Annotated in this window: 9 protein-coding genes; 6 read left to right on the top strand and 3 right to left on the bottom strand. The window is 74.1% G+C overall.

Annotated elements, in window-relative coordinates; translation table 11 throughout:
- The first annotated feature begins 10 nt into the window (after nucleotides 1–10).
- The 4 genes from IPG72_02860 (at nucleotide 11) to IPG72_02845 (ending at nucleotide 10088) form a co-directional block, all read left to right on the top strand.
- Nucleotides 11–3091, top strand: coding sequence for a hypothetical protein (locus tag IPG72_02860; GenBank protein ID MBK6767972.1), 3081 nt, complete (start codon nucleotides 11–13; stop codon nucleotides 3089–3091).
- Between the two features lie 125 nt (nucleotides 3092–3216).
- The gene (locus tag IPG72_02855) at nucleotides 3217–6423 is read left to right on the top strand and encodes a hypothetical protein (protein MBK6767971.1); all 3207 of its coding nucleotides are present in this window, start codon (nucleotides 3217–3219) and stop codon (nucleotides 6421–6423) included.
- A gap of 154 nt (nucleotides 6424–6577) precedes the next feature.
- The gene (locus IPG72_02850; GenBank protein ID MBK6767970.1) at nucleotides 6578–8200 is read left to right on the top strand and encodes a hypothetical protein; all 1623 of its coding nucleotides are present in this window, start codon (nucleotides 6578–6580) and stop codon (nucleotides 8198–8200) included.
- Between the two features lie 169 nt (nucleotides 8201–8369).
- Nucleotides 8370–10088, top strand: a complete 1719-nt coding sequence (locus IPG72_02845; GenBank protein ID MBK6767969.1) for a hypothetical protein — start codon at nucleotides 8370–8372, stop codon at nucleotides 10086–10088.
- A gap of 130 nt (nucleotides 10089–10218) precedes the next feature.
- On the opposite strand, the gene nadC is transcribed toward IPG72_02845, so the two are convergent.
- The 3 genes from nadC to nadA all read right to left on the bottom strand — a co-directional run bounded on the left by nadC (nucleotide 10219) and on the right by nadA (nucleotide 13914).
- Nucleotides 10219–11109, bottom strand: coding sequence for a carboxylating nicotinate-nucleotide diphosphorylase (nadC, locus tag IPG72_02840; protein ID MBK6767968.1), 891 nt, complete (start codon nucleotides 11107–11109; stop codon nucleotides 10219–10221).
- Nucleotides 11106–12752: an L-aspartate oxidase gene (locus IPG72_02835; GenBank protein MBK6767967.1), complete on the bottom strand. Its 1647-nt coding sequence runs from the start codon at nucleotides 12750–12752 to the stop codon at nucleotides 11106–11108. The genes nadC and IPG72_02835 overlap by 4 nt, the downstream gene beginning before the upstream one ends.
- A 100-nt stretch (nucleotides 12753–12852) precedes the next feature.
- Nucleotides 12853–13914, bottom strand: coding sequence for a quinolinate synthase NadA (nadA, locus tag IPG72_02830; protein ID MBK6767966.1), 1062 nt, complete (start codon nucleotides 13912–13914; stop codon nucleotides 12853–12855).
- A gap of 173 nt (nucleotides 13915–14087) precedes the next feature.
- On the opposite strand from nadA, the gene IPG72_02825 reads away from it, so the two are divergent.
- On the top strand, nucleotides 14088–17849 hold the full coding sequence (locus tag IPG72_02825) for a S8 family serine peptidase (GenBank protein MBK6767965.1): 3762 nt from the start codon (nucleotides 14088–14090) through the stop codon (nucleotides 17847–17849).
- 202 nt (nucleotides 17850–18051) lie between these two features.
- The gene (locus IPG72_02820) at nucleotides 18052–21669 is read left to right on the top strand and encodes a hypothetical protein (GenBank protein ID MBK6767964.1); all 3618 of its coding nucleotides are present in this window, start codon (nucleotides 18052–18054) and stop codon (nucleotides 21667–21669) included.
- Nucleotides 21670–21971: the final 302 nt, after the last annotated feature.

Genomic DNA, 21971 nt, shown 5'->3' with positions numbered 1-21971 from the left:
AGGTCGATCGATGCAGCCACCACGCCCGCGCCGTTTCGCAGTGCCGACGGTCCGTTCGCCCCACGTTCTCCGCACCCTCCTCGCGCTCGCCGCGCCCGCTGCGCTCGGTCTCGGCCTGATCGCCGGCCGCGCGCTGGCCGACTCGGCGACGGAGGGTGATCGGCCGCGCACGGCCGCACGCGCGGGAGGTGCGCCGGCCCGCCGCGCCCCGCGCGCCGTCCACGCCCAGGCACCTGTCGCCTCCGGCCCGGCCTACGCCCTGCCCACGCTCAACCACTTCGGTCGGGACGACGTCTGCGAATCGTGGATCGCCGTGCAGAACGTCGGGAATCGCCCGGCCCAGCCCGTCGTCGCGTACGTGCGCGTCGGAGTCGGCCCCGCCGAGGAAACGCGTTTCCCGGGCCGGCGCACGACCGACATGGCGGCCGGCGTGGCCTGCGGCGGCCTGCTGCGGCCGGGCGGGCACTGGAACTTCTTCGGCGCCCAAGTGGCCACGGGCAGCCGCTCGGGCATCGTCCTCAGCCTCGACGGCGCAACGCTGACCGCGGCCGGCGCCGACGCGGCGCTGGGCGACGACACGATCGGCGACCGGCTGTGCTTCCTGCTCACCGATCGTGTCGACGGTGACCCGGACCGCTGGGCGGCGTTCCTGGCGGCCTGGCAGTCCGGCGCCGCCTGGGAGGGACTGCCGCTCGGACGCGTCGCCGGCCCACCGCTCGAGGTCCGCGTCCACCGCAGCTGCCCCGGCCAGCAATCACCGGGTTCGGACACCACCTCGGCCTACCGCGCTCCCCGGGTCGTGCCGAGCGCCGCCGCCGGCCACCGAGCCGTCACCGCACCGGTCGTGCGGCCGACGGGCGCCGAACCATGGCCCCAGGGCGGCCATGTCTACGCCCAGAACACGGGCGCCCTCACGGGCGCGTTCCAGATCGCCTACCAAGCCGAGAACGCCTGCGCGCCGTCCGGCACGGCCCAGACGCTCGTGCTCCGGCCGGCGGAAGCGGCGCCCTTCGACCTCACCCTGGCCCCACCGGGGTGGCGCGGCCAGGTCGTCGTCACGGGCAACTCACCGTTCGCGCTCGTAAACGAGCCCGCCGACGCCGATTGGATCACGACGGACGCGGTCGCCTCGGCGCCGGTGGCGGATTCGATCGGTGACGACAGGCTGCTCGCCGCCGTCCTGCCGCTCGCCCCCGGCCGCTTCCGGATCGCCTTCGACCTCGTGAACAACGGCCGAACCGCCTTCTCGCCCCGCGCCCGCCTGCTCGGGCCCCGCGGCATGGACGGGCCGGTGCTCACGGCGCTGGCGAACGGGCCGGCGCTCTGCCCGGGCGGGCACGTTTCGGCCGGCGTCGAGGTCGTCGTCGACCCGAGCGATGGGCCCGGCGGCTGGCTGGCCTGGATCGACGGGCCGGGCGCGGACGGCGGATCCGTCGCCGCTACGGTCATGGTGTCGGGGCTGGACGACGCTGGACAGCCAAAGGCGCTTGGCCTGTACAGTGTCGCGGCCGCACCGGTCTCCGAAGCGACGACGCGGGACAACGTCCGAGCGCTGGCCCTTCCGTCCAGCCTGGACGATCTCCACAACTCGGGCATCGCCCACGCGATCGGCGTCGCACGCGCCGGCCCGAACGGTGGCCGCTGGGATTATGTCGTTCAACTGTACGACCGCAACGGCCTCGTCCGGCGCCTCTGCCGGACGGTCGACGACGGCGTCACCGACATCGTCGTGCTCGACGCCGTTCCGGGGGTGCCCGACGGGCTCAAAGCCTCGGCCATCGTCGGGCTGACCGGCTGGGGCGGCGACGGAGCGCCGGGCGACCTGATCGCGACGGCGCTCTGGACGAAGGGCGCGGCTTTCGGCGCCGACGTGCCGGGCGACGAATGGGCGGCCGTCGAAGCCGCTTCGCTCGACGCGGCGTGGTCGCAGTCGGTCGCGGCGGCGCCGTGCGGCGCAGCCGTCGAGCCGGCGCCGCTCCCCGGCCAGTTGACGACGCCGGCACTGCGCGCAGCGGCGTTCGCGCCCGTACTGACCTACATCGGCCAGGACGACCTCTGCAGCGCCGCGCTGACGGTGACGAACCGCGGCCAATTGCCGGCGCAGATCGTGCGCATCCTCTTCGGCGAGCCTGGCTTCTGTTCCCCCGACTGCGCCCCGCCCCTGGCCGTCCGCTGCACCCCGCTCATCGCCCCCGGCGCATCGTTCACATTCACCGAGCCGCGTATCGGGACGAAGGGGTTCGTGGGCGGCGTCACCCTCAGCCTGGACGGCCGGTCGCTCGCCGAACTGGGCCTCGCGCTCGGCGACAACCGCACCGCCGCGCAGGTGCTCTGCGCCAGCCCGCGCCTGACGGACAGCTGCGCCGGCTGGCGCCAGTTCTGGTTGGCGTGGCAAGCCGGCGCCGCGTTCGACGGCCTGCCGCTGGCCCACGTCGTCGGGCCGGCGATCACGGTCGAGGTCGAGCGCAGCTGCAGCGGCAACGACAGGGTGGCCGGCACGGCCCGCTACACCGCTCCGTCCGCCGCCGTGGCGCTGGTGGCGGAGACCCAGCCGGACCGCTTCGTCTACAGCGTGGACGACCTCAGCGTTCCGGTGGACGATACGCCCGGCCTGCTGAACGGGTTCGGCCCGATCCTCTACCTCCAGAACGCCGGCCCGCGCTGCGCCGGGATCACGGCCGAGTTCCTCTCCGCCACGGCGCCGCCTCGCCGGTGCGACATCACCACCCTCAGCCCCGGCGAAACGTATCAGCTGGACGTGATCGACTGCACGCACGACCCGCGGCCGGGCCCGATTGCCCCGTGGCGTGGCACCGTCGTCCTCACATCCGAGCAGCCGCTCGCCATCGTCGTCGATCGGCACACGAACCCGCTGTCGACCGGCCCCGTCGTGCGCGGCGCGTTGCCGGCGCCGACCGCCGACCCGAACGCGACGGCCACGCCGACGAACACCGCCCTGCCGACGACGGCCACGGCGACGCCGACCGGCACCCTGGCCCCCACCCAGGCGCCGACGTCGACGCCGCCGCCGACCGTGGGCGTACAGGAGCGGCTCTTCCTGCCGCGGTTGCTCCGGCAGCCGCGGCCGTAAGTCGTCCGGCGCCGGCGCTCGGGCGATCCGCCCGGAAGGGCCAGGCATCCTTTCCCATCCGTTGGGTGTCGAATCCCCACACGCCATGCCGCGCAAGGGCCGCCGCCAACCGAGGAGCCCCGCCGATGTCGATCCGACGCCCGTTGCTCGCCGCGGCCGCCCGCGCCGCCTTGACCACCGCCGCGGTCGCCGCCGCCGCCACCGGGTTCACGGCCGGCCGCCAAGTCGGACGCCAGTCGCTCGACGACGCCGCCTTGCACACCGTCGCCGCCCAGGCGGAGCCGGGCCCGGTGTACGCCGTGCCGGTCCTCGACAAGCGCGGGGACGATGACGTCTGCGAGTCATGGCTGGCCGTGCAGAACGTCGGCGGGGAGGCAACGCAGGCCGTGCTCGTCGTCCTCGGCGGCGCGGCGCCGGGCGCGGCGGGCGATCCGCTGCACAGCTTCCCGGTCGGGGTGATGTGCACCGGGCTGATCCAGCCCGGCAGCAGTTGGCACATGGTCGGCGCGCTGATCCCCGACGGCGTGGACCCGAACCCCCCGCCGACGCCGGGCGGCGGCGCGTTCACCGCCCGCCAGCGGGTCACGCCCACCCGCGTCGGCCGGCGCGCCGCACTTGTCTTCAGCGTCGCGCCCGACCGCTTGGCGGACATCGTGGACGAATCCCAAGACGCGGTCATCGACGACATCGCCGCCAACCGGCTGTGCGAGCAGCTCAACCGCGTCACCCGCTCCAGTAACGCCGCCTGGTCGGACTTCCTGGCGGCGTGGTGGAGCGGCCGCACGTGGCAGGGCTTGCCGCTCGGCGCCCTCGCCGGCGAGCCGTTGCGGGTCCAGGTCCACCACACCTGCCCGGGCAACATGACGCCCGGCGCGGACGACACCGGCGGCTACGACGCACCGCGCGTGCCGGCTGCGAGCGAGAGCGCATACCGGACGGTCGTTGGCGGTTTGTACAGCTTCCGAACGGGTCCGAGCCGCGTATCCGTGCTTTACGTGCAGAACGTCGGCCGCCGCCGGGCGTCCGTGGCCGTCCGCTTCCAGGCGCAAGGCGCGTGCGCGCCCGACCCGTCCGTCAAGACGATCCACCTTCAGCCCGGCGACGCCGGGTTCGTGGAGATCGGCGATGCCGTCGACGACGGCTGGCAGGGCAGCGCGATCATCGAGGCGGACGAACCGTTCGTCGTCGCCGCCGAGGACTTTCAGGGCGACAGCGTGCGGTTGGACGTGTCACTGGCCGCCGCAGTCGGCGCACCGGAACGTGCCGGTGCCCGCTACGCCAGCGTGCTCCTCGCGGCCGGCGCCCATGCCGTTTCGGCGCACGTCGTCAACGCCGGGACGCTGACCGTCCGGCCGCGACTGACCGTTTTCGACGCAGAAGGCAACATCGAAGGGGTCGTCGAAGGCGAACCGCTGTGCCCAGGAGGGAGCGCGACGCTCAGCCGAACCGCTGCCGCGGACGATCCGGCCGGCGGCGCCCTGCTCGTGCGCATCGATGCGGCGGGCGACGTTGCCGGCGCCGCGCAGCTGCCGGCGACCGTCGAGGTGTCCATGCCCTCGCCGCTGTTGGGCGGCAGCGCTCTTCAGGCGTATGCCGTCCCCGCCCTCCCCGTCACGGCAGCCGCCGACGTCGCCGCGATGGCGCCGCTGGCCGTGCCCGCCGCGGTCGACGCGCTCGAGACGTTCAGCCACGCGCAGGATCTCAGCATCTCGCTCGTCGGCACGGTCGCCGGCGCGCTCGACTACTCCGTCCTGGCGTACGACCACAACGGCATCGTCGGCGGCGCCTGCCGGACGATCCAGAGCGGCCACAGCGACGTCCTTTCGATCGCCGACCTGCCTGGGCTCCCGTCCGACATGCTCGGCGCCGCCGTCATCGTCGCCACGGCGTGGCACCCCGCACCCGATGCGATCGGCCCGCCGGGCAGCCTCGTGGTCACCGTCATCACGCGCCGCGGCGCACCGGCCGGCGAGGACGTGCCGGGCGATGAGATCGCCGCCGCCCTCGCGCTGCCCATGGATCGTCCGTCGGCGTCGATGGGCGCGCCGCTGCCGTGCGCGGCGGTGCCGGAGCCGCCGCCGGCCGCCGCGGGCGAGGGGCGCCTCGCGCAGGCCGTGCTGTTCGCGCCGACGCTGTCCTACGTCGGGCTGGACGCCGCGTGCTTGCCGGACGTGCGCGTCACGAACCGGGACAGCGTGCCCATTCAGGCGGTGGCCGTCTCGTTCTTCGAGGCCGGCTTCCTCGATCCGGAGTGCGCCGGACCGACGCTGACGGCGTGCTCGCCCCTCATCGCCCCCGGCGCAAGCTGGGACTTCCAGAGCCAGGACGTTTCCGGCGACGCCTCGGCGGTCCTCCTTGGCCTGAAAGGCGCCTCGCTCGACGCCCTCGGCCTCGTCGCCGACGAGGCCCGCACCGCGGCCGAGGTCCTGTGCGAGGACGGCGGCCTCGTCGACGACTGCCATGCCTGGCGTCGGTTCGCCCTCGCGCTGCGCACGGGCGGCCCGGTCCACGGCTTCCGGCTGGCCGACGTCGCCGCGCCGATCTCGGCCGTCGTCGCCCGCACCTGCGACAACATCAGCCATGTCGGCGTCCAGGACGTGGCGAACTACAGTGCCGTGCCGCTGGCCGACGTCGTCCGCGGCCGGACCCGACCGGAGCGGTACGTCTACACCGTGGCCCGCGCGTTCGGCTCCGTCGACGACCCGGCCGATCCGAGCCGGCGGCGCGAGGGCGTGATCTACCTCCAGAACGCGGGCGAGCGCAGCGTCAGCCTCGGGCTGACGTACCACGGCGACGACGGCACCGTGAGCGGATGCTCCGTGTTCGCCCTCGCCTCGGGCGAGACATACGCCCACTACGTGACGGACTGCCTCAGCGAGCCGTGGCAGGGCTGGGTGTCAATCGCCGCCGATGGGCCGCTGGCGGTGATGACGGATGTCGAGATCGATCCGGTGACCAGCCGCGCCGCGACGGCCGGCGGCGACCGGTGCGACGTGAATGCGGACGGCAAGATCACCCGCGGGGATCTTTCAGCGGTCTTCTCGGCCCGTGGCAGTGCTCCCGGCGGCCGCCGCTGGAATCCGCGCGCCGACGTCGACCTCTCGGGCTTCATCGACGGCGACGACGAGGTCGTGGTCGCCGCCTGCCTCGAGCCGGGACCGACACCGACCGACATCCTGCCCTTCCGCCCCACCGATGCGACGCCGACGCTGTGGTCGCCGCGCGCGACACCCGGGGCCGGCGGCACGCCAAGTCCGGAACCGACGGAGACGGCGGTTGGGGTGCGGGGTCCGATCTACCTGCCGTACGGGTACAGCGGCAGACGGCGCTGATCGACGACCGACGGGCGGGGCGATCTATCGCTGGTTGACCGCGTCGCGTTCTGCCTTGCGTCGGGCTGTGCCTGGCGCCGACGGTGCGCTGAACGGGAGGGCCGCTGTGTGGAACCCGCTTCAATCCTCGAGACACGCCGCGATTCGCTTCGTGGTGAGCTGCACGTGCGCGGCGCTCGCCTGCCTCGCCGTCGCCGCCGCGCGGCCCGCGGGCGAGGTCCCGGCCAGCGCCGCCCCGCTTGCGAACTGCGCCGGCACGTCCACCGGCCTCATCCCGATCGACGCCCTCGGCGGCGCGATGTACCAGGGATTCGCGGGCGGCCTGTACGGCCGGGGCGCCAATGTCCCGCCGCCCGCCCATGCCGCGCTCGCCGCCGCGCGCGCCGCGCAGATCGCGCCGCGCGCGGCGGATGGGACGCCGGCAGCGGACGGGCGGATCGTGCTGCTCAGCCTCGGGATGTCGAACGCGACGCAGTCGTTCAGCCGGTTCGCGTCACTGACGACATCGAACGGCGGGCTGAACCCGCGGCTGACGATCGTCGACGGGGCCCAGGGGGGGCAGACGGCGGCCGTGATCCGCGACCCGTCGGCCAACTTCTGGCGCGTCGTCGACCAGCGGCTGCAGGCGGCGGGGGTCACGGCGGCCCAGGTGCAGGCGCTCTGGATCAAGGAGGCCGATGCCGGCCCGCGCAGCGGCTTCCCGGCCTACGCCCAGACGCTCGCCGACGAGCTCGGCGACATCGTCCGCCTGTCCGCCGCGCGGTTTCCGAACGTGCAGCTGGCCTACTTCGGCAACCGGACGTACGGCGGCTACGCGTCCACGACGCTGAACCCCGAACCGTACGCCTACGAGTCGGCGTTCAGCATCCAGTGGCTGATCCGCCGCCAAGTCGACGGCGACGCCGCGCTGAACGCCGATTCGGCCAAAGGCGCCGTCGTCGCGCCAGCCCTGTTGTGGGGCCCCAACCTCTGGGCCGATGGCCTGACCGCCCGCGCCGACGGCCTGTGGTACGCCTGCAGCGACTTCGTCGACGACGGCACGCACCCCTCGCCCGATGGCCGCCTGAAAGTGGCCACGCTCCTGGACGACTTCTTCCGCCGCGACGCGACGGCCCGCCCGTGGTTCGTCGCCGACCCCGCCGCGCCGCCCGCACCGCCCCTCGCCTGGCCGCCCGCCCCGACGCCCGGCCCGACCGCCACACCCGGACCGACCGCCACACCCGGCGGCGCGACGCCCGTCCGCCCGACACCCACAGCCGGCACGCCCCGCCCGACGACGCCGCCCCTCACGCCCGGCGCGCCCCACAGCTTCCGCGTCCACGAGCGGCCGGGCGGCGCGACGATCTGGATCGAGACGGACGCCGACCTCTTGGTCCGGCGGCTGCGCATGCTGGACGGCTCGCGCGCGGCATGGCTGTGCGGGACGGTCGCCCCGAACAGCTGGGAGGGCGGCTTCACGCTCGACGACCCGAGCCGAACGCTCGAGCTCTCCGCCCCCCCAGCCGACCGGCAATCGACCGTGCGGGCGATCTACGACGACCGGATGGGGCTCGCCGGACAGGTCCGCTGCATCCAGATCGATCGGATGACGGACGAGGGCCTCAGGTCGCCCCCGGGCGTGCCGCCGACGGACACGCCTGCGGCCGGCTCGGCGACCCCGCGTCCATCTTCCACGTCGTCCGTCACTGCAACGGCAGGAACGCTTCCGACGCCGACGATGTTCGACGATCCGGGACCGTCGGTCACCGTGTACCTTCCTGTCGCGCGACGCGACTGATACCCTGCCACCGGACATGCTCGACCCCACCATCCACGACCCCGTGGATCCGACCCGCCGGCACTGCACCTGCCATGGAACCTTCGCCCGCCACCACGTGTCGAGGACCTGACGAACGGCGCTACGCCGGCTCAGAAAGCCCACCGCCCTCGACCGCAAGGACGCCCGCATGCACCGCCGCTTCATGGCCACCGCCGCCCTCGTCGGGTGTTTGGTCGCAACGTCTGCCGCACCCGCCGCCGCCCAACGGGCCGGCTGGTGGGGCCAGCCCAGCGTTTGCACGGAGCGCGTCAGCCTGGCTGCCGACGGCGCCGCCGCCGACGCCGATAGCCTGGCGGTCGGGATGAGCGACAGCGGCCAGCACGTCGTGTTCACGTCGGTCGCCGGCAACCTCGTGTCCGGCGACGACAACCGGAACCGGGACGTCTTCGTGCGCGATCGGGTCCGCGGCATCACGCACCGGGTCGGCGGGTCGCCGGCCGCGGCGGACGACGGCGCGTTCGGCGCGGACGAGGCGTTCCTGTCGGGCGACGGCAGCACGGTGGCCTTCGTCGCCCTCGCCAGCCGCGCCACGCTCAACGCGCCGTGGCGCTGCGGCGCGCCGGGGGCCATCCCGCGACGGCCGTGCGTGCTGACGCAGCGGTTGGACGGTTTCGATCTCAACGTCGTCGACCGGGCGGCGGGCGCGACCCGCAGCGACGGCGCCTCGCGCTGGCCGGCGCTGTCGCGCGACGGTTTCCTGGCGGCGTTCTGGTCGACCAGCGCGGATCTCGTGACCGGCGACGCCGGCGCAGATGCCGACGTCTTCGTGGCCGACCTCGGGACCGGCGCCGTCGAGCGGATCAGCCGAGGGGGACCGGACGAACCGGACGGGCCGAGCGGCGCGGTCGGCGTCGACGGCGCCGAGGCGGTGGCCCTTTCACGCGACGGACGGTTCGTCGTCTTCGCGTCGCGCGCCACCAACCTTGTCGCCCCGCCGGCGGACGGCGAGTCGCACGTCTACGTCGTCGATCGCCAGCTCGGCGTGACCGACCGACTGGACGACGGATCGCTCTCAGGCGGGCGGATCGTCACCAGCGCGCTCGCCGGGCGCCAAACGATCAGCGACGACGGCCGCATCGTCGTCTTCGGCGCGATGGTCGTCCCGGCGGCGGGTGGCGCCCCGGTGCAGAGCCTCGTTCTGGGCGACCGCGGATCGGACCGGTTCATCTCTCTGGGCGCCATCGCCGACGGGCGCATCGTCCCAGCCATCGGCAGCGTCGCCGTCCTCTCGGGCGACGGGCGCTACGTGGCGTACGCTGCCGGCAGCGCTGCGGCGGCGCCCGGCGCCGGCATGCCGCCCGCCGACATCTACGTGCACGACCGCGTCGAACACCTGTGGCGCCGGATCAGCGTTGCCCCGGACGGCAAGCCGGCCGATCGGCCGGCCGGCGGCACGATGCACGACGACCTCTCGATCACCGCGGACGGTCGGCAGGTGGCCTGGGCCTCGGCGGCCACGAACATCGTGCCGGACGACGTGGAGGGCCACGCCGACGTTTTCGTCACGTGGCCGTGCGACCGGACGCCGAACGGCGCGCCGACCGCGACACCGACCCGGGCCGCCAGCCCGTCGCCCGTCCCGAGCGCGACGCCGCCGCCCACCGCCCCCGCCCGGTGCATCTGCGCCGAGGCGCGGCGCCTGCTTCCGCCCGCCATCCTCGACGCGGCGGCCGCCCACCCGGACGGCGTGTACGGCTGGCGCCTCGGCTTGAACGTCGCCCGGCGCGTCGGAGCGGCGAACCCGCCACGGGAGTGCCTGTCCGTCCGCAACCCGAACGTGCCGTACCACCCGATGTGGAACGGACCGATGTACATCGTGGGTTGTCGGCAGGCGGGGCAGCCGTAGGCCGATGGGCCGACATTCGACCGCCGGCCTTCGCCGCAATCGCCGGTAGGGGGCACGGCACGCCGTGCCTCTTCCAGCGGGCATCATTAGGCCGCGGCAGACCTATTGGCCCGTCGTCGGTGGGCGGCGGTCAACCCACGATCACATCCAGCGCCACGTCCAACACCGCCGCGCTGTGCGTCAGCGCCCCCACCGACAGGTAGTCCACGCCCGTCGACGCCACATCGCGCGCCGTCGCCAGCGTGATCCCGCCGGACGCCTCGGTGACGAACCGCCCGTCGATCCGCCGCACGGCCTCGCGCAGCATCCCGACATCCATGTTGTCCAGCAGCACGACATCGGCCGTCCGCCGCTCGGGCATGGCCAGCAGCGCGTCGATCTGCTCGAGCGCGGTCACCTCGACGCTCACGACGACCATGTGGCCGACGTGCGCCCGCGCCCGCCGCACCGCCTCCACCACGCCGCCGGCCACGGCCACGTGGTTGTCCTTGATGAGGACGGCGTCGTCGAGCCCGAAGCGGTGGTTCGTGCCGCCGCCGCAGCGTACCGCGTGCTTCTCGAGGGCCCGCAGCAGCGGCGTCGTCTTGCGCGTGTCCGTGATCTGCGCGCCCGTCCCGGCCACGGCGTCGACGAACGCGCGCGTCAGCGTCGCGATGCCGCACATCCGTCCGAGCACGTTCAGCGCCACCCGCTCCGCCGACAGGATGCCCCGCGCCGGCCCGTCGACGGCGGCCAGCAGCGCGCCGGGGGCCACGCTGTCGCCGCCGCGTGAACCGAGGGAGACGCGGATCGACGGGTCGACGATCCTGAACACCGCCGCCGCCACGTCGAGCCCAGCCACAATGCCCGCCCGACGGGCCACGATCCGCGCGCTGGCCGTCGCCGCCTCCGGGATCACGGCCGCGGACGTGATGTCGCCCGCCCGTCCGAAGTCCTCGACCAGCGCGGCGCGCAGCGATGGCTCGTACACCAGCGGTGGGAGCAACGGCACCCCGTCGTGAGACGTGAGCGTCGCGCTCATCGCACCTCATCCCCCGTTTCCAGCACGACGAACTGCCGCCGCGCCCACCGCGCATCGTCGGGCAGCGGGAAGTCGCTCCGGTGGTGCGCCCCGCGGCTTTCCTCGCGCGCCAACGCGGCCCGCGCCACCATGCGCCCGACGAGGGCCAGGTTGCGCGCTTCGATCACGGCAACCGTGACCGCACCGTGGTTGGCCAGTGCCGCCTCGGCGGCCGCGAAGGCACGCTCGGCGGCGCGAAGGCCGTCCGCATCGCGCACGAGGCCGACGTCGTCCCAGGCGGTTTGGCGGATGTGGGCGGTGAGGGTGGGGATGTCGATATCGGTGGGTGTGGCGATGTCGATGGGGGTGGCGATGTCGATGGGGGTGGGGGTGGGGGTGGGCGGAGGATCGGCGACGGCATCTGGGGTGCGATCGGTCGAATGAACGGCGGCCGCGGGGTCGAACGTGCCCAGCGAGGGCCACGGGCCGGCACCGCCCCCGGCGATGTCGTCGGCGACGTGGCCGCCGAAGGCAATCGCCTCGAGGAGCGAGTTCGACGCCAGGCGGTTCGCGCCGTGCACGCCGGTGCTCGTCACCTCGCCGCATGCCCACAGGCCGGGCATTGACGTCCGGCCGCGGCCGTCGACGGCGATGCCGCCCATGTGATAGTGCGCGGCGGGGGCCACCGGGATCTGGTCGCGGCGCGGGTCGAGGCCGAACGCTTGGCAGAGGCGGAAGACCGTCGGGAAGCGCGTCGGGAAGCGGTCGCCGACGGCGGTGCGCGCGTCGACGTAGACGGTGTGGCCCTCGGCCAGCTGGCGCCAGATCGATCGGGCCACGACGTCGCGCGGCGCGAGCTCGGCCAGCGGGTGCTCGTCGACCAGGAAGCGGCGATCCCGCTCGTCGACGAGGACGGCGCCCTCGCCGCGCAGCGCCTCGGTGAGGAGCGGCAGCGGGTCGGCGCCCGGCGCGGCCAGCGCGGTCGGGTGGAACTGAACGAACTCGAGGTCGGCCAGCACGGCGCCGGCGCGGGCAGCCATCGCCAGGCCGTCGCCGGTGTTTTCGGGCGGGTTCGTCGTGTTCGCAAAGAGGTGGCCGATGCCGCCCGTGGCCAGCACGACGGCCGGCGCGTGCAACGCCAGCACCCGCCCGTCCGGGCAGACGACGCGGACTCCAACCACCGCACCGCCCTCGACGACGAGGGCGAACGCGGCATGCTCGGTCCGCTCGTCCACCCCCGGCGCCTCCAACACCGCGCCGGCCAGCGTCCGGACGATCGCGCCGCCCGTCGCATCGCCGTCCGCGTGCAGGATCCGCCGCTGGCTGTGCGCCGCCTCGCGCCCGAGGAGGAGCGTCCCGTCCGCGTCCCGGTCGAAGGGCGTGCCGAGCGCCAGCAGCCGCGCCACGACGCCCGGTCCCTCGGCCGTGAGCGCCCTGACGACATCCGGCACGGCGATCCCGCCGGCCACCGAGATCGTGTCGGCCGCGTGCTCGGCGGGTGTGTCGCCCTCCCCGACGGCCGCCGCCAGCCCGCCCTGGGCGTAGACGCTCGACCCGCCGACGAGCGTCGCGGTCTTCGTGACGACGGCGACGCGGCGCCCGTGCGCGCCGGCGAGGCCGAGCGCGGCCGTCAGCCCGGCGACGCCGGCGCCGACGATGATCACGTCGAAGGACGCGACCGCACCGTCTCGTTCGTGCTCGTCACCGGTCACCGTGCCGGCCGCCGGCGTCGCACGGGCCGACGTCGCACCTGCGCCCGAAGGGTCAGCCACGCTTGCCGCGCCCGACGGCCAGCATCCGCTCGACCGCCTGTCGCGCCCGCGCAGCCACGGCCTCGTCGACCGTCACGCGGTGCGTCATCGTCTCGAGGCTGACGCGGACCTTGGGCAGCGTGATCCGACCCATGTGCGGGCAGAGCTGGCACGGCCGGATGAACTCGAGTTCGGGGAATTCGGCGGCGACGTTGTCGCTCATCGAGCACTCCGTCATCAGCGCGACCGAAGCGGGACGGCGCGCGGCCACCTGCTTGATCATCGCGCTCGTCGAGCCGACGAAGTCGGAGGCCGCCAGCACCTCGGGCGGGCTTTCGGGGTGGGACAGGATGAGGACGCCGGGCCGGGCGGCGCGCAATGCGTCCAGATCGGCGGCGGTGAAGCGCTCGTGGACCATGCAGTGGCCTTTGTAATCGATGATCTCGACCTTGGTCTGCGTCGCGACCCAGGCGGCCAGGTACTCGTCCGGCAGGAAGAGGACGCGGTCGCTGCCGAGGGACTCGACGACCTCGACGGCGTTGGCCGAGGTGCAGCAGATGTCGCTCTCGGCCTTCACTTCGGCCGAGGTGTTCACGTACGTGACGACCGGCACGCCGGGGTTCTCGGCCCGCAGTCGGCGCACATCGGCGGCGGTGATGCTCTCCGCCAGCGAGCAGCCGGCGCGCAGGTCCGGGATGAGGACGGTCTTCTCAGGGTTCATGATGGCGGCCGTCTCGGCCATGAAGTGCACGCCGCACAGGACGATCACCTCGGCGGCCGTCTCGTTGGCCATCTGCGCCAGCGCCAGCGAGTCGCCCCGGAGGTCCGCCACACCGTGATAGATCGTCGGCGGCATGTAGTTGTGGGCCAGGATGATCGCGTTGCGCTCGCGCTTCAGCTCGTTGATCCGCGCGATGAGCGGCGCCACGATCGGCCACTCGATGTCGGGCACGCTGTCGCGGAGCCGCTCGCGGACGTCGGCGGTGGCGGCGGCGACGGCGGGGGTGTAGGGCAGGGGGCGGTTGTCGAACAGGGTGGGGGGGGCGATGGGGGGGGCGATGGGCGCGGTCGTCATCGGCTGGACCCTCTCAGAGGGAAACGCGGTGCTCTCATCGGCGCCGCCGAGGCCATTATAGGCCGTTGGGCATGCACGGCTTGATCTGCGGGCCGCCGCCCGGGACCGTCCGACCGGCGCTCGGCTATCATCCGAACCTGAAATCCGCACTCCGTTGTCTCGAGGAGCCTTCGATGTCGTGTCGCCGCCCAGTCCGCGCCTCCGCTGCCGTACGCTGTCTGTTCCTGGCGACGCTGCTCGGCATGGCCACCGCCGACGCTGCCTCGAGCCGCGTCACCGCATCGTCCGCGCTTGCGAAGTCGACGATCGCGGGTGCATCAGATGTGAGCGCAGCGGGTACGAGCGCAGCCGGCACAAGCGCAGCCGGCACAAGCACTACAGACACGGCCTCCTCAGTCGCCGCCACCTCCCGCTACATCGTCCAGCTGGCCGACGCCCCCCTCGCCGTCCGCCCCGCCCGTTCCGTCCCGATGCGCGCCGCCGCCAAGGCCGCCCGCCTCGCGCCGCCCGAGGGCGCCTACCGCGCAGTGCTGCGGCGCGCCCAGGACGCCTTCATCGCCTCGCTGCAGGCCGTCGCGCCCGGCGCGGCCGCGCTCTACCACTACGACGTCGTCTTCAACGGCGTCACGGTGCGCCTCACGCCCGAGCAGGCCTCGGCGGCCAGTCGCCTGCCGGGCGTCGTGGCCGTGACGCGCGAGCAGCCGGTCGAACCGCTGATGGACGCCAGCCTGCCGCTCATCCGCGCCCGCATCGCGTGGTCCGATCCGCGGATCGGCGGCCAGATGCGGGCCGGCCGCGGGATCCGGATCGCCGTGATCGACAGCGGGATCACCGCCGCCCACCCGTTCTTCGACGACGGCGGCTTCACGGCGCCCGAAGGCTTTCCGCGCAGCACGGTGACGGTCGGCGACAAGGTGACCGCGTTTCCGGCCGAGAAGGTGGCCGAGTACACGAACAACAAGGTCATCGTCGCCCGGACGTACGCCAACCCCGAGAACGTCGCCGCGGGCACGGACCCGACGGTCGACTACGACCCGCTGGCCAAGGGCCTCGCCGGCTTCCACGGCGCGCACGTCGCCGGCACGGCGGCCGGGGTCTCGATCTTCGGCGCGCCGGGCACGGCCGGGACCGGGCAGCTCGAGCTCTCGGGCGTCGCGCCGGGCGCCTACGTCATGGCCTACAAGTTCAGCGATGCCTACACGCCCGAGATCCTGCGGATGATCGACGACGCCGTGCTGGACGGGGCGGACGTGATCAACAACTCGTGGGGCACGGCGCTGATGAACATCTACCAGGCCGCGCACCACCCGGTGAGCGTGGCCTTCAAGAACGCGCACGACGCGGGCGTCGTCGTCGTCGCGGCGGCCGGCAACTCGGGCGCGAACGGCGAGGCGACGCTCGGCGGGCCGCACCAGATGATCCCCGAGGTCATCACGGTGGCCAACAGCGAGACCGGGCGCGGCTTCGCGTACTACGTTTTCGCCAAGGACGCGGGCTTGCCTGTCGAGCTGACGAAGCACCCGGCGGCCTACCAGACGTTCGGCAAGGCCGTCGCCCGGCTCGAGCGCCCGGCGTTCAAGACGGACATGTGCAACCTGATCGAGATGGGCCTCGGCGGGCGCGGCAAGATCCTCCTCGGCCCGTGGGACGGCGCGTGCGCCACGCAGTCGCCGCTCATCCCATTCCCGTTGCCCGCGCAGCTGGCCTTCGTCACCAAGATCATCAACGCCGCCACCATTCAGGCCGAAGCCGTCGTCTTCCACACGACGGGCGATCTGCAGACCACGGCCGCGCTCGTCGAGCTGATGGGCCAGCTCATGCCGCTCATCGCCGGCCAACTGCCGGCCGGCGTCACGCTGCCGCCGATCGCGATCATCGGCGGCCAAGGCGCCACGGACCTCGTGGCCTACGCCGAGACCCACGCCTCCCTCCAGTTGATCTACGACACGACGCCCGAGGCCACCTTCGACGCGGCCCGCGTCGACGTCGTGAACAGCACTTCGAGCCGCGGCCCGGCCCCCGACTCGACGACCGCCCGCTTCGCCCCGCTCAAGCCCGACCTGGCCGCACCCGGCACGAACATCCTCTCGACGAGCACGGACGCGATCACCGGCGCCCCGGCCGGCTTCACGACCGCCTCCGGCACCTCGATGGCCAGCCCGCACGTGACGGGTGCCGTGGCGGTCGTTCGACAGGCGTGGCCCGAGTGGACGCCGGACCAGGTCAAGGCGGCGCTGATGACCACGACGCGGATCTCGGGCACGGTCGACGTCGCCGTCGGGGCGGGCACGAGCGGTGCGCTCGCCCCGGCCACCGAGCAGGGCTCTGGGCGACTGGACGTGGCCGCGGCGATCGACCCGCAGCTCCTCATCGACCCGCCGTCGTTCGACCTCGGCACGCTGACGCCGGCCGACGAAATGCCGCCGGCCGCCGATCTGGACGCAGGCACGGACGCGACACGATCGGCGATCGGCACGCGGACCCTGCGCCTGCGCTTGGCCGACGTCCGCCAAGCCGCCGAAGGCGCCGCCGAGTGGACGCTCACGCACGCCCCCGGCACCGGCCCGGCCCCCGTACCTGTTTCGTTCCCGGAAGGTGCGACGATCGCCGTGCCGGAAGGCGGCGCCGCGGACATCGCGGTCGTCCTCGACCCCACCGCCCTCGCGCCCGGCGCCTACGACGGCCGGATCGTCCTCACGCGCGGCCAACGCAGCGTCCACGCCACGTACCGCCTCCGCGTCGCACCGCGCGTCGAGGATGTCCTCGTCGTGAACGTCCGCCGCAAGACCCGGCCCGGCGGCGGCGGCTTCCCGGGCATCCCCGGCCTGCCGGGCGGCGGGGGCGGCGGCTTCGACGACGGCGCCGACAACGGCCGCTACTGGACGGCGGCGCTGGACACGCTCGGGGTGAGCTACGACGTTTGGACGGTCGCCGGCGGCGAGCGCCCGGGCACGCCGCCGCTGTCCGTCCTCCAGGGCTACCGCCTCGTCATCGTGGCGTGCGGCGACGGCGATGCGCCGCTCGACCGGCTGCCCGGCGGGATGACGGCCCTCCAGATGTACCTGCTCGGGGGCGGACGAATGCTCGTCAGCGGCACCGGCTACAGCCACGGCCTCGGCACGGCGCTCGACGTCCAGAACAGCGGGGCGATGACCCTCCTGTCCCGCTACTTCGCCGGCTTCGACCTCCGCACGGACAACGCGCCGCTCACCGGCCGCCTCCAGCCCGTCCGCCTGTTCGACAAGCCGATCCGCCTGTCCGCCGTCGCCAGCCCCGACGCCGCCGGCCTCGGTGCCGTCGTCGACCTCGGCGCGCCGCTGGCCACGCTCCGCACGCAGGCCGTCGGCAACGTGCAGCCGCCGGACACCGGCCTCGGCGCCGTCGGCGTCGCCGACCGGATCTTCCCGTACGTCCGGAGCTTCATCGAGATCGACGGCGGCGGCAGCGCGATGACCGGCGTATCCGCCGACGCCTCGCTCGAGCAACCGACCCGCGCCCCCGGCATCCCGTGGCGGGCGATGTTCGCCGGCTTCAGCATCGAGGCCGTGGCCACGGGCGACGACACGCTCTCGCGCGCCGAGCTCCTCGGCGACATCGTCGGCTGGGCGAACGAGCCGGACGACGGCCAGGTCGTCGTCGCGACGACGCCGGTGGACGACCGGCCGGAAGCGCTCGACGTGTCGGCCTCCATGCCGCCGCTGGACGGCACGCCGTGGACGATCGTCCGCTGGCGATGGGACGCCGGTGATGGCCGTCCCTTCGTCACGACCACGGCGCCAGGCACGACGCTGGCCTACACGCGCCCCGGCCGCTACACCGTCCGCGCCGAGGCGACGACCGCCAACGGCCACACGTTCGTCGGCGAGGTGGTCGCGGTGGTCACGGGGGGGCGGACGACGGTGTATTTGCCGGTGGCGCGGCGGTTGGTGGAATGATCCCCAGCCATCGGCCGACCCGGGCGTCCGCCTCTCGCGACAACGACCGGTAGGCTGCCCCTACCGGCGGTTGTCGCGATGGCGCGCAGTCCTGTCACCGAACGCACATGTCGCCGAAATCGTCCCCCCGCTGTCTTACCCCCCAACACACCCAACGCACGGCACCGCCCCCGGTGCCGTGCGCCGCTGTAGAGGCCATCGCATGGGCGAGCGCTGTCGCCACAACCTAGGACCCGCGCTGGCGGCCGCCGTCGTCTCGTGCGTCGTCGCCGGCGCCGTCGCGCCCGCCGCACCGCCCACCCGCGCCCGCTCGCTCGGCATCGCCGGCGCCGGCCAGACGACGCTCGCGCTCGTCGACGCGCACTGGGTCGGCGGCGCGCAGCCGGCGGCCGGCGGCGACCTGCGGTTGTACCGCCCGGCCACCGGCAGCTTGGCGTCGACGACGACGCACGAAGTGCCCAAGCGCGGCTGGGTCAACGTCGTGCCCGGGGCGCCGAGCGCGGCGGAGGCGGGCGCGTACAGCGGTCGGCTGCTCGTGAGCGAGCGCGTCGTCGCGCGCGCGCAGCACCGCTGGCCGGAGAGCGGTGGTCGGGCGGCGGACATTGCCGGATCACCGCTCCTCGACAAGGTGGGCGACGTCTGGGTGCCCCTCGTCGCGGCCAGCCACCGCGGCGAAACGAGCGTCGTGACGCTCCAGAGTCGGAGCGCGGCGCCTGCGACTTTCGAGGTCACGGTGATGCCGCTCGGCACCGCCATCCCGGAAGCCACGACCTCCTACACGGTCGCCCCCAACGCCGCGGTGGCGATCGACCTCGGCCTCGACCCCGCTTTCATCGCCCTGCGGCCGAACACGCCGGACGGCTTCGTCGGGACGATGCGCATCCACCCCGTCGGAGACGCGATCCCCGTGGTCCACGCCCTCGTGGATGTGGCTGAGACCGCGGCGGTGTACGACTTCGCCGGCGTGCCTGCCGAGCGCGGCACCACCGCCCTCTTCGTCCCGCTCGTCCACGCCGCGCTGCCGGACGACCCGTCGCTCGGCCCGGATGCCACCCGCCTGGCCGTCGTGAACGTCGGCGGGGCCGGCGGCGACGTGCGCGTGAGTTATGTCGGCTTCGGCGGGACGTGCGCGGGGCAGACGATCGCCCATCCGCCCGTTACTCTAGCTGCCGGCGCAATGACGATCTTCGATCAGGGCGACGGCGCCGGCCTGCCGACCAGTCCGAGCGGCCTGCCCGCGGGCTGTCTGGCGACGGCCCTCATCAGTGCGGACCAGCCCATCGCCGCCACGCTCATCGCCCGCCAGACGCGCGGCGATCAGACGCTGGCCGCCGCCACGAACGCGCTCCGGCGCGACGACGGCGCCTCGTCCTTGGCCGAGTTGGCTGTCCCGTGGTTCGCCGCCGACGACAGCGGCGCGGCGCTCGACAGCGATCTGTTCATCATGAACCTCGAAGGCACGTTCGCCTCGGCGACGGTCCATCTCGCAACAGCCGACGGCACGCTGTTGGACTGCGGCGAGCCGTGCCGCCGCCTCATCGCCCCGTTCAGTACGTGGCGGTTGCGCGCGGCGGCGCTCCCGGCCGGGCTGCGCGCCCAGGCCGGCGGCGCCGTCGTCGCCGCCGACGAGGGTCGCATCGTCGCGATCGTCCGCGCTGCGCCGGCCGACGGCAGCGGCGATGCGGTCCTGTGGCCGGCGGTCTTCCGCTGGCTCAGCACCGGCGATGACACCAGTCCGGGAACGTGGCTCCCCCTGGTCCTGCGCGCCGCCCCCCCCGCGGACGCCGCCACCGCGACGCCAACCACCCCGATCGCCGCCCCGAGCGCGACCCCACCGCCGACCGTCCCGCCCTTCGCGCCCGGCGGCGGCATGGCCGGCGGCGCGCTGAGCACGCTTCAGCTGGCCAACCTCGAGGACGCCCCGGCGTTCCTGGCGGCCGATCTTTTCCTCGTCCAAGGCAGCGGGACCGTGGGTGGCACGAAGGTCGGTCCGACGCGCATCGTCCGCGACCAGCCGCCGCTCCGGCCGCACGCGCTTGCACTGGCCGCGCTGGACGACGTCGGCCTCGGCCGGTATGCCGCCATCGTCGTCGGCGGTCATGCGGTCGGCGCCGCGGCGCGGACGGAGTGGACGGGCGGGGCCGCCGTCCTCGCCGAGCCCGCCGCCGAGGGATTCGAGCTGGCCGTGCCGTTCGCGCCGCAAGGGGCGGCCGGGGAGACCGGCGTGCTGTCCATCCACAATCCGGCGGCCACCTTCCTCGTGAACGTACACGCCGAGTTCCTCGACCGCACCGGCCGACAGGTCGGCAGCCAGTCCGTCGCCGTCGGTCCGAGCGCCGTGTTCCGGCTGGCGATCGCCGCCCCCGCGGCGTTCGACGGCTGGGCGCGGCTGACGAGCGACCGGCCGTTCGGCGCCCAGGTGCTCGTCGACGCCGCCGCGAGCGCACGCGGGGCGTACGATGTCGGCGCGGTGCGCCTCTCGGACGCCGCCGCCAAGCTCTTCGCCCCGCGCGTCGTGCGCGGCGTCGCGGCCGCCGGCCCGCTCGGGGGCGCCGGCAGCGGCGCGCGGCGGAACACGCGCCTCGTCGTCGCCAACCCCGGTGCGACGGCCGTCGTCGTCCGGCCGGCCTACCTCGGCACGGCCGGCACGTGCGCCGGTTTCCGGCTGAGCGGCGCGCCGTTCAGCGTGGCCGCCGGCGCGAACCGCATCGTCGACGTCGGCGCCGAGCCGGCGATGCCCGCCGGCTGCGCGGCGGCGGCCACACTGACGACGCTCGACGGCGGGATCATCGGCCTCGCCGTCGAGTCCGTCTCGAGCGCGGCCGGTGGGTGGGCCGTGGCGGCCGATCGGCTGATGGCCGCCGCCGATGCCGGTGGCCGCTGGCTCGTGCCGCGCCTGCTGACCGGTCGCGATGGGCGCGCGACGACGATCCACGTGATGAACGTCGGCGACGCCGTCGTGAACGTCGCGCTCGACGTGCACGACGCGGCCGGCGGCGCGCTTGCCTGCGCGGGCTGCACCGCCGCGCTGCCCGCGGGCGCGGCGGTCGCCTTCGACGGCCGCGCGGTCGTCGGCGCCGCGGCCGCGCCGGGCGCATGGGCTGAGATCACCGCCACCGGGCCGGTCGTCGCCACGTACGCCGAGACGTCCGACGACGGGCTGCACGACGACGCGATGGCCGCGGCGATGCGCATCCTGCCGCGGCCGGCCGTCCCGCCGGCGCGGCTGCTCGTCCCGCAGCTCGAGAAGACCGCCGATGTCGGCCCGGTGCCGACCGCCACCCGGACGCCGACCGCAACACCGACGCGCTCCGTGGCCGGCACGGCGACGCCCGGCGGTGGCAAGGTCACGCTCCTCGCCGTGGCCGTCGTCAACGTCACGGGCAACGACGACCCGGCCTGCCCCGCGTGCGACGGCACGTACGACGACGCCGACCGCGCCGCCGCGGCCCGATCGCCCTTGCCGGCACTGACGTTCGTCGTCCGCAACGCCGCCGGCGACGAGGTGGCGCGCCAGCGCTCGATCTCCGTCGATCGGATCGAGATTGCCCCGTTCAGCCTCGGCGCGCCGGACGCCGGCGGCTACGACGTGTCGATCGAGGCGTTGCCGGGCGCGTGGCTCGGCTGCCCGAACAGCCCGGCCGTGCGCCACCTCGCGGCGGTCGACTTCCCGCTCGGCAGCGCCAAGGTGGACTTCCACCTGTCCAACACGTGCCTGCCGAGCAACCGCCCGCCGCTCGAGCCGGTGCAGATCCCCGGTGCCACGCCGACGGCGGGCCCGGATCGGATGATCGCCTACATGCCGGCGCTCCGAAGATGACGGGAACGATGCGCAAGATGACGGGAACGATGCGCACGGAGCGGCTCGCACCCCGGACACTGTCCGAACGAGGACTGTCCGAACGAGGACTGTTCGCACGCCGTCAGTCGGTGGTCAAAGGTGGCCGGAAGTGGTAGCCTTGGGTCTGTCGCCTGCCCGCGGCCGTGTGTTCGCGCCCGCGCGAAATCTGTGGGCGGCCGAGCCCGCACCGCCGCGCCGTACGACGCCGACGACAACACCAACGACAGCGATGGAGCCAGGCGGCCCAGTGAACACGATCGCGCCAAGTGCCCCCCTCGAGA

The organism is Candidatus Avedoeria danica, assembly GCA_016703025.1.
GTDB classification, from domain to species: Bacteria; Chloroflexota; Anaerolineae; order Epilineales; family Epilineaceae; genus Avedoeria; species Avedoeria danica.
The sequence above is the reverse complement of the archived record's forward strand: the minus strand, read 5'-3'. Positions and strand labels throughout refer to the sequence as shown.